The organism is Rhodoferax sp. UBA5149 (assembly GCF_002413825.1).
GTDB lineage: Bacteria > Pseudomonadota > Gammaproteobacteria > Burkholderiales > Burkholderiaceae_C > Rhodoferax.
In genome coordinates, this window is the sequence record NZ_DHXT01000197.1 from 18,417 (window position 1) to 32,286 (window position 13,870).

At 56.5% G+C, this 13,870-nt stretch carries 15 protein-coding genes; 2 read left to right on the top strand and 13 right to left on the bottom strand.

The features are described 5' to 3' along the window. The 8 genes from B3V69_RS17665 to B3V69_RS17700 all read right to left on the bottom strand — a co-directional run. Window positions 1-869 (bottom strand): flavodoxin-dependent (E)-4-hydroxy-3-methylbut-2-enyl-diphosphate synthase (locus tag B3V69_RS17665; protein WP_296448311.1); only part of this gene is annotated, 869 nt, incomplete at its 3' end. Next, on the bottom strand, window positions 869-1,804 hold the full coding sequence (locus B3V69_RS17670) for a helix-turn-helix domain-containing protein (protein WP_296448312.1): 936 nt from the start codon (window positions 1,802-1,804) through the stop codon (window positions 869-871). The genes B3V69_RS17665 and B3V69_RS17670, both read right to left, overlap by 1 nt. Next, window positions 1,797-2,633 carry a type IV pilus biogenesis/stability protein PilW gene (gene pilW, locus B3V69_RS17675; RefSeq protein WP_296448313.1) on the bottom strand — a complete coding sequence of 279 codons (837 nt, stop codon included), beginning with the start codon at window positions 2,631-2,633 and terminating at the stop codon, window positions 1,797-1,799. Before pilW ends, B3V69_RS17670 begins: the two co-directional genes overlap by 8 nt. Before the next feature lie 3 nt (window positions 2,634-2,636). Then, window positions 2,637-3,785: a 23S rRNA (adenine(2503)-C(2))-methyltransferase RlmN gene (gene rlmN / locus B3V69_RS17680; RefSeq protein ID WP_296448314.1), complete on the bottom strand. Its 1,149-nt coding sequence runs from the start codon at window positions 3,783-3,785 to the stop codon at window positions 2,637-2,639. A gap of 8 nt (window positions 3,786-3,793) precedes the next feature. After that, on the bottom strand, window positions 3,794-4,219 hold the full coding sequence (gene ndk, locus B3V69_RS17685) for a nucleoside-diphosphate kinase (protein WP_296448316.1): 426 nt from the start codon (window positions 4,217-4,219) through the stop codon (window positions 3,794-3,796). A gap of 142 nt (window positions 4,220-4,361) precedes the next feature. After that, entirely contained in the window at window positions 4,362-5,762 is a 1,401-nt protein-coding gene (locus tag B3V69_RS17690) for a pseudouridine synthase (RefSeq protein ID WP_296448318.1), read from the bottom strand. Next, window positions 5,759-6,451: an SMC-Scp complex subunit ScpB gene (gene scpB / locus B3V69_RS17695; protein WP_296448320.1), complete on the bottom strand. Its 693-nt coding sequence runs from the start codon at window positions 6,449-6,451 to the stop codon at window positions 5,759-5,761. Before scpB ends, B3V69_RS17690 begins: the two co-directional genes overlap by 4 nt. A gap of 139 nt (window positions 6,452-6,590) precedes the next feature. Continuing rightward, window positions 6,591-7,601 carry an RluA family pseudouridine synthase gene (locus tag B3V69_RS17700; RefSeq protein ID WP_296448322.1) on the bottom strand — a complete coding sequence of 337 codons (1,011 nt, stop codon included), beginning with the start codon at window positions 7,599-7,601 and terminating at the stop codon, window positions 6,591-6,593. A gap of 14 nt (window positions 7,602-7,615) precedes the next feature. Here B3V69_RS17700 and B3V69_RS17705 point away from each other — a divergent pair, with 14 nt between their 5' ends. Then, a complete protein-coding gene (locus tag B3V69_RS17705) occupies window positions 7,616-8,422 on the top strand; it encodes an outer membrane protein assembly factor BamD (protein ID WP_296448324.1) in 807 nt (268 codons plus the stop codon). On the opposite strand, the gene B3V69_RS17710 is transcribed toward B3V69_RS17705, so the two are convergent. After that, a complete protein-coding gene (locus B3V69_RS17710) occupies window positions 8,385-10,397 on the bottom strand; it encodes an ATP-dependent DNA helicase (protein WP_296448326.1) in 2,013 nt (670 codons plus the stop codon). The genes B3V69_RS17705 and B3V69_RS17710 overlap by 38 nt on opposite strands. 3 nt (window positions 10,398-10,400) lie before the next feature. Further along, complete coding sequence (locus B3V69_RS17715; protein ID WP_296448342.1) at window positions 10,401-10,604, bottom strand: YdcH family protein; 204 nt, start codon at window positions 10,602-10,604, stop codon at window positions 10,401-10,403. Window positions 10,605-10,717: 113 nt separating this feature from the next. Between B3V69_RS17715 and B3V69_RS17720 the strand changes: the two genes are divergently transcribed. After that, window positions 10,718-11,479, top strand: coding sequence for a PP2C family protein-serine/threonine phosphatase (locus B3V69_RS17720; RefSeq protein WP_296448329.1), 762 nt, complete (start codon window positions 10,718-10,720; stop codon window positions 11,477-11,479). Window positions 11,480-11,527: 48 nt separating this feature from the next. Here the strand turns inward: B3V69_RS17720 and B3V69_RS17725 are convergent, their stop codons facing one another. The 3 genes from B3V69_RS17725 to B3V69_RS17735 all read right to left on the bottom strand — a co-directional run. Further along, window positions 11,528-12,151 (bottom strand): hypothetical protein, encoded by a 624-nt coding sequence (locus B3V69_RS17725; RefSeq protein WP_296448331.1) that lies wholly within the window; start codon window positions 12,149-12,151, stop codon window positions 11,528-11,530. After that, entirely contained in the window at window positions 12,148-13,245 is a 1,098-nt protein-coding gene (gene zapE / locus B3V69_RS17730; RefSeq protein ID WP_296448333.1) for a cell division protein ZapE, read from the bottom strand. Before zapE ends, B3V69_RS17725 begins: the two co-directional genes overlap by 4 nt. An 85-nt stretch (window positions 13,246-13,330) precedes the next feature. Continuing rightward, the coding region (locus B3V69_RS17735) for an FAD-dependent oxidoreductase (RefSeq protein ID WP_296448334.1) at window positions 13,331-13,870 on the bottom strand (540 nt) is incomplete at its 5' end.

A 13,870-nucleotide genomic window follows, 5' to 3' on the forward strand; every position in this document is an offset into this window, starting at 1 on the left:
ATCACGACCTCCTGGGTTCTGGCTTCACCCGGCTGCGGTGTGAGCGAAACGCGAATGGTGTCGCCAATGCCCTCCTGCAACAAAATGGACAGCGCAGTCGCCGAAGCAACGGCGCCTTTGGTGCCCATCCCAGCTTCGGTCAGCCCCAGATGAAGCGGATAGTCGCAGCGTCTTGCCAGTTCACGGTAGACAGAAACCAGATCCTGCACACCACTGACTTTGCAAGACAGGATAATTTGGTTGTCATTCATGCCCATTTCCGCGGCACGGCGCGCCGACTCTATGGCGGAAGTAATCAAAGCCTCATACATGACCGGCTTGGCATCCCAAGGCACGGGACGTCGACTGTTTTCATCCATCAAACCGGACAGCAAGTCCTGATCCAGACTGCCCCAGTTCACACCGATACGAACTGGCTTATTCCATCGCATCGCGGCCTCGATCATCAGTCCAAACTGCTTGTCGCGCTTGTCGCCCTTGCCGACATTGCCAGGGTTGATCCGGTACTTGGACAAGGCCTCAGCGCACGCCGGGAAATCAGTCAGGAGCCGATGGCCGTTGTAGTGGAAGTCGCCAATCAGTGGGACATCTATTCCCATTCGATCAAGTTGCTCCCGAATGTGCGGCACCGCTTCTGCGGCCTCCGGCGTATTGACGGTGAGGCGCACCATTTCAGAGCCTGCCAGTGCCAACTCCTTCACCTGAATCGCTGTGCCAATGACATCAACAGTGTCGGTATTGGTCATGGACTGAATACGCACCGGCGCATCGCCACCGACCGTAACCACCCGTCCGCCCCAGACCACGGACGCCTGGCGGGAGCGCCGCGTTTTGGGTGCCGCAGAATCAATCGGTAAAAAAATCCCCACTATTTCACCTCGAAACGAGCGACATTATCTTTTGCGATACGCGTCAGATCAAATGGCTTGCCACGCACTTGAACCTCCGTGGTATCGGCACGCCCAACCACCACGGAAAGTGGCAAGACACCGGACGCGCCAACGACATCCCCACCGGTCATGGTCTTGCGTAACTGCACGGCGCCACTGGCGTCGACAACCTCAACCCAGGACGCTCCACGCGCTTTGAAGACGACCACACCCGTCGTCGCCTCCGACCCAGGCACCACTGCAGGAAACGCAGCCGAAGCGACACCCTGCAATGACGCGGCAGACGCAACAGACGCAGGATTCATCGCCAAACCCGAAGGCGCCAAGATCGAAGACTGGGGGCGCGCTGTTGCCTCGGCAGAGGCCGGGTTTTCATTTGCCAATGGTGTTTGCGTTGGCGTTGGAAGTGGAAAAACTACCGCATCGGTATCAGACTTCGCGACACCGGCGATTTTAGTTAGCTGCGTGAAAGGAAAAAAAATAAGTACCACCACACCAAGCAGAAGCACCAAAACCGCCAGAGCAAATGGCTTGGAGAGTTGATTCCAAAACGAGAAGCCTGATCCATCTCCGGATACGCGAAACGGCGTGTTGATTCCTGACTCATCGGTTTTCAGACGTGGCGCCGTCGTATGCGGCAATCTCTCCAATATCGGCGCCGGGTCAATTTTCAAAGTGCGACAAACACTGGCGGCCAGCGCCCGGACAAAAACAGTATCTGGCAACAAGTCAAATCGGTCTGCTTCCAGCGCTTCCAGTTTTTTGACGGGTACCTTCAGAGAAACAGCCAGCGCCGCTATGTGCAAGCCTTCCGCTTCGCGCGCGTTTCGAAGCATCGCCCCGCCTGATATCTGCGCGATTGAATCCTGGGCAAGCACCAAATTATCGGAAGATGGCAAAACACTCTCACTCATCGAAGGCACCTCGCTGGTAAGCGCCAGCCTCACGTGACTTCGGAAATCGTTTTTCCAATTGCGCTGCAAGCTGCAGCATGGCTTCGCGATTTTCCATCCGTCGTTCAACTTTGACCCCGAGCCAAAGAGATTCCGAATTCGCCAAGTCACTATTATTCAAACGCCGCACGTAAAACAGCGCCCGAACAAAATCGCCTCGCTGGAACAATAATGTCGCCAGGTTGTACGCCGTAACGGGGTTTCCCGCATCAAACTCGTAAGACTTCAATAGGCTGAGCTCGGCATCTGCTCGCAGTCCAGCCCTGGCCTGACATAAACCCTGTGTCCTGAACGTCTTGGCGCGCTCCCCATATTGTGGGTTTGAGAGCGCCCGGGAGAAAAGCTGCAAGGACTCCGGGTATTTCGCCTGCTGACAAAACAACCAACCAAGGTTATGCATGACGTTCGAATCCCGCGGATTGATAGTCAATGCTTTCCTGAAACTCTCTTCCGAAAACCGGAAGTCATTGAGGCGCATGTAAATCAGACCGCGCAAGTTGTACGCTTCACCGTAGTTTGGATCCGCCGCAATAGACTGCTTGAGTTCATCCAGGGCGATTGTGGTTTGCCCCTGCTCAAAATAGCCAATCGCCAGTTCGAGCCTAATACGAGCGCGCTTGCGCGTCTCCGGCTCGTCAGAATCAGTGACGATTTCGGCCCCTCTGCCGTTCGGCCCAGAGCTATCCGATTTTGAAGCACAACCGGAAATTCCCGTCAATCCAACAACGAGCAGACAAGCATAGAACAGCCATTGCCTGACATGCAACCATCCTGCCGCACTCATATTCATGCTTCAAGTTCCATTGGTTTCTTTGTTAAACGTCGAAATTGGTTTCAACATGAACGTACGTTGCCGCGCGATTCGCTCGCTGACACCGGTACGGTCTTTGACATCCCCTGCCAGTTGACCGCACGCAGCGTCAATATCATCACCGCGCGTCTTGCGTATGGTCGTGACAATACCAGCATCACTCAGAATCTTGGCGAAAGCCTGGATTCTTTCTGACGGCGATCGGAGCAAACCAGATTCAGGAAACGGGTTAAAAGGAATCAGATTGAACTTGCACCAGACCCCTCCGCTTGAATGCTGGCGGACCAACCGCACCAACTGATGAGCATGCTCTGGCTGATCGTTAACGCCATCGAGCATGCAATATTCAAAAGTGATGAAATCACGCGGCGCGTGCGCCAGATACCGATTGCAGGCATCCAGCAATTCGGCAATTGGGTATTTTCGATTCAGCGGCACAAGGTTGTCTCGCAAGACGTCGTTCGATGCATGCAGGGACACAGCCAATGCGACCGGGCAATCCTGGGCCAGACGATCCATCATCGGTACGACACCGGATGTGGAAACCGTCACCCGCCGCCGCGACAAACCATAGCCATGATCGTCCAGCATGACGCGCAATGCCGGCACCAATTCGGAATAGTTCTGCAAGGGCTCGCCCATGCCCATCATCACGACATTCGAGATGACACGATCATCCCGATGCAAATACTTTCTCAGGAAGTGCTCTGCAAACCAGAGTTGGGCGACGATTTCACCCGTTTTCAGGTTTCGACTAAACCCCTGATGTCCCGTGGAACAAAACCGGCACCCTACTGCGCAACCCGCTTGCGACGATATGCACAGTGTTCCACGATCTTCCTCGGGAATAAATACAGCCTCAACCGCATCACCACCACCAACATCAAACAACCATTTGATCGTGCCGTCTGACGAAATGTGTTCCGATATCACATCCAGCGCTTTCACATGCGCGCAAACTCTGAGCTTCTCGCGCAGGGACTTTGCGAGATCACTCATATCATCAAAACTGGAGGCGCCTTTCTGATGAATCCATCGAAACAGCTGGACGGCGCGGAAGCGCTTTTCACCCAGCCGCTCACAAAAAACAGCCAAACCCTCGAGGTCGTAATCGAGCAGATTGGCCGTCATCGGATGGATTATCGGGAGTACACGTTCATGCCGGGGAAGAAGAAGCTCACTTCCACGGCAGCAGCGTCAACAGCGTCGGAACCATGCACCGCGTTCGCATCAATGCTGTCGGCAAAGTCCGCACGAATGGTGCCGGGTGCTGCTTTTTTCGGATCGGTCGCGCCCATCAGGTCACGATTTTTCAAAACAGCGTTCTCACCTTCGAGTGCCTGAATCATGACGGGGCCGGAAATCATGAAGTCCACCAGATCCTTGAAAAAAGGACGCTCTTTGTGGACTGCGTAAAAAGCTTCCGCCTCACCGCGCGACAAACGAACCATCTTGGAAGCAACCACTTTCAGACCTGCGGCCTCGAAACGTGCGTAAATTTGGCCAATAACGTTTTTGGCAACCGCATCGGGCTTGATGATGGAAAGAGTACGTTCGATTGTCATGAATTATTCCTGAGCTTGAGATAGTGACTTTTGCCCGCTGAGCAAAGCCTTGAATTTTAACCTCTACACCACAGCAATTGGCACTTGTCTGAAAAAATCTGCATCACGCGACTCTCTGCGGGCATCAATGGGCACCGGCGCCTTAGCGACCTCGTCCACCTCGCCGTTGCCCACCTCCCGAGCCGCCGCTGCCACGCTTTTGACCCTGATCCTGTCGCTGGCGGGTAAAGCTATCTGCACCAATGTAGCCAAAAGCCGTCTTCATCGGGTCCGGCTGCCCTGCCCCACCTTGCCGATCTCCCGGTTCCGTACGATTATTCCGACCTTGCCCAGAGCCCGACGAAAAACCTTGACCCGCATCTCTGGCGCCGCCAGTTGATGCATTGCGTTGCCCATTTCCAGAGCTGCGCGGTCCATTGCCACGTCCGCCTCGACCCCGATTTCGCGGCCCAAGCGCCTGGCCGGAGCCGTCGCGCGTTGGCGCATCCGATCCACCAGGACCGGCTTCATCCCCATTCGCCCGGGAACCTCGCGTACCGGCGGCTTGCATCAATGACTTGATGTCGCCCTCATCGAGTTCCATCCATGCGCCGCGCTTGAGACCACGCGGCAGCACCATGGCACCATAACGAATTCGGATCAACCGGCTCACCGCATGCCCTACAGCCTCAAACATACGTCGGACCTCGCGGTTTCGACCCTCGGATATCGTGACCCGGTACCAGCAATTTGAACCTTCGCCCCCACCCTCTTCAATCGAACCAAATTGGGCCATGCCGTCGTCCAGCTTGACACCCTCAAGCAGTCTTTGCTTCTCTTCTTTATTCAGGGCCCCCAGCACACGCACGGCATATTCCCGCTCCAAGCCGAATCGGGGGTGCATTAGATTATTTGCCAATTCCCCCGAACTGGTAAATAGCAGCAAGCCTTCGGTATTGAGATCCAGTCGCCCAACCGATTGCCATTTGCCTTGAAACAGCTTGGGTAGCCTGCGAAATACGGTTGGCCGATTCTGCGGATCGTCGTGTGTCACAACCTCGCCAACGGGCTTGTGATAAGCGATGACCCGTGCCGGCGGCGTTTCAATTCGGAACCTGATCGGCTTTCCATTGACCTTGACATGATCACCAAACTGGATCCGTTGACCGATATGCGCCGGTTCATTGTTGACCGTGATTCGGCCTTCCATGATCAACTGCTCCATCTCCAGTCGCGATCCCATACCCGCCTGCGCGAGGACTTTGTGCAACTTGGGGGTTTCAGCCAGTGGCGCCAGTACCCGCTTGGAAGGGACCAGATCCACGCTTTCTTCATCAGCGTCGAATTGCCCGGATACCACGTCATCAAAACGATTTCCAGTGACCCCGAGCTCTGACTTCTTTGTATTTTTAGTCGGGAGGCGTGGCGCCAGTTCCGATTTTGAATCTTCCCCGGCACCCGATTCCACAACAGCCACACTTTGTCCAGCCACGACCTGCTGATCCGGATGTTGCAAAGAATCTGCTTTCGTGTGAGCCGACGTATCGGCGCTGTTTACGGTCATGGTTGAGTCCCAGTCATGAAAAATAATTCGCCATCAGAACTGATGTCGCCCGTTGTGACTTGTTCCGCCACAACACTGCGGTCAATCGAGGTCGCGTCAAGCGCGGGTGGAATATCCAGCTCAGCTTGAGTGGCAGATTCAATCGTGTTGAGCGCCTCAATGACATTGGCCTGCTGCGCTGGTGTATCAAGCAAGGGCAACTGATCAAGGGACTCAAGCCCGAGATCGTCCAAAAAATGTTTGGTTGTACCAAAAAGTGCTGGCCGACCGATGACTTCCCTGTGGCCAATTGCCTCAATCCAGCCTCTGTCTTCCAGTTGTTTGAGGAGCAAAGAATTGACTGTCACACCCCGTATGTTCTCGATATCACCGCGCGTAACCGGTTGTCGGTAGGCAATGATGGCCAGCGTCTCCAGAGTTGCACGGGTGTACCGCGGAGGTTTTTCCGGGTGCAGGCGATCGAGATACTCCCTCATTTCAGGTCGACTTTGGAAACGCCATCCGGTGGCCACGCTGACCAGTTCTACGCCACGTTGCATCCAGTCCTGCTGGAGCTCCTGCAGCAACGCTTTAAGCGTGTCCAAGCCCAACCCCTCGTCAAACAGGACACGCATATCGCGTACCTGCAAGGGTTGCTGCGAGCAAATCAAGGCAGTTTCTAGGATGCGTTTGGCATCCGCCGTATTCATGGTCTTGCGATTCCGGGAAGGGCACCATCAAGGTGAAAATCAGTACGATTCATTGGGGCGCATATTGGGGCGCAACTGGCAGATTGATAAACCTGCAGCATGTACCCCGACTGCCTGCCGGGGCGTGGTTTTTACGCCATTAGTCTTGATTGTAACTTAGGGCCCAATTATTCAAAGCCTGATTCAAATCTTCTGGCAGGATGGCTTTAAAGACCATGGACTGTTGCGTCACAGGATGGACAAAGGCGAGGCGACAAGCATGCAGTGCCTGCCGCCGCATGCCAGCCAACGCACTGCCTCCATACAGCTCATCGGCCACCAGGGGATGCCCGATCGATGCCATATGAACGCGAATCTGATGCGTTCGACCGGTATGCAAGGTACACCGGACCAGACACCCCTGATCGCAGTTTTGAAGGAGCTCAATATCTGTTCTGGCCAGTTTCCCCGGATTCTTGCTCAGGTCGACCACCGCCATTCGCAAGCGGTTGCGCGGGTCCCGACCCATGGGTGCGTTGACTTCGCGCGTGCGACTACCCACCCAGGGTCGATGGGCCAGCGCCACATACTGACGGCCAACCTCTCGCGCGGCGATCGAGCGGATCAAAGCATCCATTACCGCGCGCGTCCGGGCAACGACCATCAAACCACTGGTATCTTTGTCCAATCGATGAACAATCCCGGCGCGCGGCAAGTTCATGGCCTTCGCGTCGTACGCCAGCAAGCCATTCAACAGGGTGCCACTCCAGTTGCCGGGTGCAGGATGAACCACCAGACCGGCCGGCTTGTTGATCACCAACAGATGTTCATCTTCATACACCAGCTCCAGCGCCATGACTTCCGGCTTGAACGCCTGGCTTTGAGGCGTCGGTCGCAATTCAATGGTCCCGATGTCCGCAGCCTTGACGCGGGTCGATGGTTTGCGGACCACTGCGCCGTTGATCGTGACGCCCTCCAGATCAATCAATTGCTGTAAATAGCTCCGTGAAAATTCTGGCACCAACTCGACCAACGCCCGGTCAAGTCGCTGTCCATGCTGGGCCTCGCCAAAAACCAGGGGACGTAACTCGGCGTCCGGCCCGGTATCTGCCCGGTCTTCGGTATCTTCGCTATCGAGCCCGCCCGATATAATCAATTCGGAATTTTTCAAGAAAGTTGTCCTTCATGCTTCGAGCCAAATTATCGGTTGTCTACGTCTGGTCGCTGACAGGGGCGGCATTGCTGCTGGCAGGGTGTTCGTCCACCCCGGAGGACAAGACCGCTGACTGGAGTCCCAACAAGATCTACGCCGAAGCCAAAGATGAGTTGAGTTCAGGTGGCTACGACAAGGCCGTGACGCTTCTTGAAAAGCTGGAAGGTCGCGCCGCCGGAACACCCTTGGCGCAACAAGCCCAACTTGACAAAGCCTACGCTCAATACAAGTCAGGGGAAGCCGCGCAAGCCATTGCCACCCTTGATCGTTTCATGAAGTTGCATCCGGCCAGTCCGGCACTTGATTACGCTTTGTACCTCAAGGGCATCATTAACTTCAATGACGATCTGGGCTTGTTCTCCTCTGTTACCCGTCAGGATTTGGCGGAACGGGATCAAAAAGCAGCCAAAGAATCGTTTGAGTCTTTCAAGGAGCTGGTTACCCGGTTCCCGACGTCCCGTTACACACCGGATGCCAGCCAGCGCATGACTTACATTGTCAACTCACTGGCCCAGTACGAGGTGCATGTCGCGCGCTATTACTTTGGCCGGGGCGCCTATGTGGCGGCTATCAATCGGGCCCAGCTCGCCGTGACCGACTACCAGGGCGTGCCGGCCGTTGAAGAGGCGCTTTTCATCATCGTCAAGTCCTATGACGCACTAGGCCTGACGCCGCTGCGTGACGATGCAAAACGGGTGCTTGAAAAGAACTATCCACAGTCTGAGTACCTGACCCGTGGCTTCAAAGCCAGCTCGGATCCGTGGTGGAAGGTCTGGTAAGTGCATTAAGCGCCTCGGTCAACTCATCTTCCGAGCTTATTTTTCGCATGGGCGGCAATGCCGCCAGCAGCCGCCGACCATAGCCCATGAGGACCAATCGCGTATCGCACACAACCAGAACACCTCGATCGGATTCGCGCCGGATTAATCGTCCGGCCCCTTGTTTGAGGGCGATGGCCGCTTCGGGAATAAAGTAGTTGTTGAATACGCTGCGTCCCGCAGCCTCCAGCCGCTTGGAACGCGCCTCGACCAGGGGATCGTTTGGCGGCGGAAACGGGAGCTTGTCAATAACCACCATCTGTAACGCATCTCCCGGTATATCGACACCTTCCCAAAAAGAGGCCGATGCCACCAGAATACAGCCAGCTCCACCGCCCTGGTCGCTTTGGCGAAATCGCTCCATCAGTTCGCGTTTGGGTTGCTGTCCCTGCACCAGAATTTCCAGGGCTTTTGAATCTGTGAAATGTCGCTGCAAAGCCTCGCTAACGGCGTGCAAGGCGCGCAGGGTCGTTGTCAAAACCAGTGTGCGGCCCCCAATCACGGGCGCCACCCTGGCGACAAAATCCGCCACCTGCGCGCTATGGCCAGGATCACTGGGTTTTGGCAAGTGCCGTGGCACGTACAAGGCCGCTTGCTTGGCATAGTCAAACGGACTGCCCACTTTCAAAACTTCAGCGTCGCCCAAGCCACAGGGCTCGGTAAACCAGCGCAGCCGGGCGTCGTCCCCCAAGGTTGCCGAAGTAAATATCCATGACCGCTGTACGCCCTCTTCCTCCGTTGACTTGATGAGTCGCGTCTGGACCGTGTACGCAATATCGAGCGGTGACTCAACCAGTCGGAGCTGCGCTCCGACATCGAGCCAACGAACCGACTCAAGCGCACAGGCGCCCGCAAAAAATTCAAGCCGTTCGATAAATATGCCGCCTCGCTCGCTCAAACGCACCAGGTCAGGCGCGATTTCACTGACCGTATCCAGCGCCAGCAGGGCCCGGGTACACGCCGCATGAAGCGCACCCAGTGCCTCATTCCAGGCCGAAGCGGTCACCTGCTCCGGTGCCGTCTCCACCCAGCGCAGTTTGGCGCCCGGATAGCTCTTGCCCACGACCAGACGCAAATCACGCGCGGCGTACTCAATATCAGACGCCAACTGCTGCCAATCAAGCAGTCCGCGCGCATGTTGCAAACCGTCGGCCAGCATGTCGCGGGCAAAGTCCAGCAGTTGCCCTGTCGTCAACTGTTTGCCCAGAAACTGCACGCCCGTTTCATTGAGTTGATGCGCTTCATCGAAGATGACGGTCTGTACAGACGGCAGCAACTCGGCCATACCCGATTCGCGAACCGCCAAATCAGCAAAAAACAAATGATGGTTGATGACGACAACATCGGCCGCCAGCGCCTCGCGCCGGGCCTGGTTGACATGGCAAGCACGGAACTGGGGACACTGCGACCCCAGACAATTGTCGCGTGAAGACGTGACCACCGGGATGAGCGGCGAGCGCTCATCGAGACCGGGCAACTCGGCCAGGTCGCCGGTGCGGGTGGCCAGCGCCCATTGCTCGATTTTGGCCAAAGTCCGCACCGCCAGGTGATCAGAAGAATTCGAGTTTTGCCGGGCTGCTTGCAGACGATGCAGGCACACATAACTGCCACGGCCTTTGAGCAGGGCGATGCGTACCGGCAGGCCAAGGGCCTTGATCAAACGCGGCAGGTCACGACCAAACAACTGGTCCTGCAAAGTCTTGGTTGCCGTAGAAAGCAGTACACGCGTACCGCTCAACAGCGCGGGAACAAGATACGAAAAAGTCTTGCCAATGCCGGTACCAGCCTCGACGACCAGTACCCCGCCCTGGTCGATGGTACGGGCAATCGCTGTCGCCATTTCGGTTTGCCCCTCTCTGGGCATGAACTCTTCGACCGTTCGCGACAACAAGCCGTCGGGCGCGAACATCTCGCGAACAATGTTTTGCAAACTCATTCTTCAGGCGGGTTCGTCAGGCGTCACTATCCGCTCAATTCGCACGATCTCGTCTCTCAAACCCAGTCGCCTTTTCTTCAGCCGCCGCATCAAAAGTTCATCCAGCGGGCTCTCACCGCTTGCGCGATCTATCATCGCATCCAGATCGCCATGCTCGATGCGCAGCTCGATCAGCCGACGTTCGGGAGAATGTAGATTAAAGTCCAAAATATCGGCAAGGAAAACACCCGAATCGATCGAGCTGGATGGAGTGATAAGTTGGCTCGATAATACGACTTTCAAACCCATTTATCGGAGTCTTCGCTTTTTAGCGACTCAACATGTCCAAAGGTTACCGACTCACCGCGTCGACGGGCATTCACAAGGGTGACCGTGACTACCAGCAAGATCAGGTGGTTTTGCTGAGCCACTCGCGTGTCAGTGGATGCCTGCTGGCCGTGCTCGCGGACGGCATGGGCGGACGTAGTGGCGGACGCAAAGCCTCCGACCAGGTCATGATGACTGCCAGGCAGCTGTTTGAGCGCTATTCTCCCGAGACCGATGATCCTGCGGTGGCACTGATGCAGCTGGTCCAGGAAGCCCATATGGTCATTAAATTGACGGCTGTGTCGTCGGAAGAAGAGCCCCACAGCACGGTGGCGGCATTTTTGATCAACCCTGGGGGTGATTGCTACTGGGCGCACGCAGGTGACTCACGGATATACCACTATCACGGTAACAAATTGGTCAAGCGAACCATGGACCACTCCTACGTTCAGGCGCTGGTCAACCGGGGTGAGATTACCGAGGAGCAAGCTAACGTTCATCCCCAGTCCAATATTCTCATGGGCTGTCTGGGAACGGAAAGCGACCCACCGGTAGATGTCCATTTCATTCCCAAACTACGCGCTGGCGACATTTTGATGGCCTGCAGCGATGGTGTCTGGCACTACTTCAATACGGCGGAAATCGGTTCTATTCTCTCCACACTGTCAGCACGGGAAGCAACGGAATTCCTGATAGAAAAAGCCAGATCCCGAGGCTATGGGGGCGGCGACAATCTGTCCCTGGTAGTGGTCAAACTGGAAGCACTGGGATCGTAATTTTCGAATCCAGTCGAGCTGCGCGCACGCAATTCGAATGAATTGGAGTCAGGGAGATGCCGGCAAGGGCTTTGAAAAGGTTCCGGATTTTTCGCTATTGCTTTTTTCCCGGCTGACGCGGTGCTCCTGCGCTGCTTTGAGTTTGTCGTCGTACCGCTTCTGTTCTTCGGCAACATCATCGGAGGTGTGACCGGGCTCAACTTTTCTTTGCGCGCTTTTAGCCGTCGACTGGCCGGACTTCGCGTTCAGGGCCGCAGAGGTCTTCTGCTTGGCACGTTCCTCCCGCTCCTGTGGCGCCTCGCGCACTTGCACCCGCCTGCCTGCGCCTTCTTCCATCGGTTGGGCCGAAGACCTCTCCTGGATCCGCTCCATCTGCGCCAGCGCCTTGCGCTTGCGCTCAGCGTCATTGAGGATAAGGTCTTGTCGGCGCAGGTCGTCAAGCACTTGTCGCCGACGCACGCGAACTTCGCGCTGACAGTCCGTCACTGAAAAGCGGGCGTAGCAGGCCGCCTCTTCCGTCTGGTAGCGCGCCTCTTCCCGCGCACGCTCAGCCTGAATTCGGTCGCGCTCGCCCTCGATATCAAGTGAGGGCGCGGTCCCAGTACCCGTTGGCTGTGAGAAGGCGCAGCCGGCTGTGAGGAGCAGCGTCAACACAAAGAATAGTTTTTTCATGTCAATCGGGTATCCACAACACGACGCTCCAAAGCCAAGAACTCACCGGATTGCATTTCGTTCAAACGGGAAACCGTCCGGGGAAACTCATGGGCCAGCGGACCTTCGGTGTACAAGGCTTGCGCTGGCACCGCCGCCGACATAATCAGCTTGACGCGCCGATCGTAAAGCACATCCACCAGCCAGGTAAAACGGCGCGCTTCGGACGCCATGCGCACCGGCATATGGGGCACATCACTCAACAGAACCGTATGAAATTGCGTCGCAATTTCCAGATAGTCGTTTTGCGACCGCGGGCCGCCACACAGGGTTTTGAAGTCAAACCAGACCAGACCACCGGCCTTGCGGCGAGCATGAATCTCCCGGGCCTCAATATGCAGGACCGGATTTTCATCCTGCGTCTCCGCCAGGCGGTCAAATGCGTCCCGCATCGCCGCGTCGGCCTGGGCACCGAGCGGCACATGGTAGAGCTTGAGTTGCTCCATCGTGCGGCGACGGTAGTCGGTTCCGTTGTCCACGTTGATGACGTCGAGTTTTTCGTTCAGCAAGGCAATCGCAGGAAGAATGCGGTCGCGATGCAAGCCATTGGGATAGAGGTCATCCGGTTTGAAGTTGGAGGTGGTCACCAATCCCACGCCGTTGTCGAACAGCGCTGCCAGCAGGCGATGCAGAATCATGGCGTCCGTGATATCGGCGACATGAAACTCGTCAAAACAAATCAGCCGGTGCTTTTTGGCAATACGCCGGGCCAGCTCGTCGAGCGGGTTGACCGTGCCTTGCAGCGCGGCCAGCTCCCGGTGAACCTCACGCATGAACTCGTGAAAGTGCAACCGGGTTTTGCGCCTGAGCGGAACGGCATTGAAGAAGCAATCCATCAGGAAACTCTTGCCCCGCCCCACCCCGCCATACATGTAGACGCCGCGCGGAATGTCGGGACGGTTGATCAGCTTCTTGAGCGCGTTGGAACGCTTTTCCTTGAAAGCCGCCCACTCGCGGGCGCAACGATCCAGCGCCTCCACGGCGCGCAGTTGAGCGGGATCGGCGCTGTAGCCACGCGCGACCAGCTCGGCTTGATAAGCTTGTTTGACGCTCACGAACGAGACCCCGAATTGCTATTAATTAAATAGCTTCTCGCGCCCGGTAGACGGGGGCTAGAAGCATATTTAATAAAAATATTAATCAGAAATTCAGAGTACGCTTGTCGACCGCCAGCGCGGCTTCCTTGGTCGCCTCGCTCAAGGACGGGTGCGCATGGCAGATCCGGGCGATGTCTTCGCTGCTGGCCCTGAACTCCATGGCCACCACACACTCGGCGATCAATTCGCTGGCCATCGGGCCCACGATATGAACACCGAGAATTTCGTCCGTTGTCGCGTCAGCCAGCATTTTCACCATGCCGGTCGTGTCACCCAAGGCACGGGCACGGCCATTCGCCAGGAAAGGAAAGGTACCTGCCTTGTAGGCACGGCCGGCGGCTTTGAGCTGCTGCTCCGTCTGCCCGACCCAGGCAATCTCGGGACTGGTGTAAATCACGAACGGAATGGTGTTGAAGTTGACATGGCCGTGCTGACCCGCCATGCGCTCAGCCACCGCCACACCCTCTTCTTCTGCCTTGTGCGCCAGCATCGGGCCACGCACCACGTCGCCGACCGCCCACACGCCGGGCAAGCTGGCGCGGCACTGATCGTCCACCACGATCGCACCGCGCTCGTCGAGCTT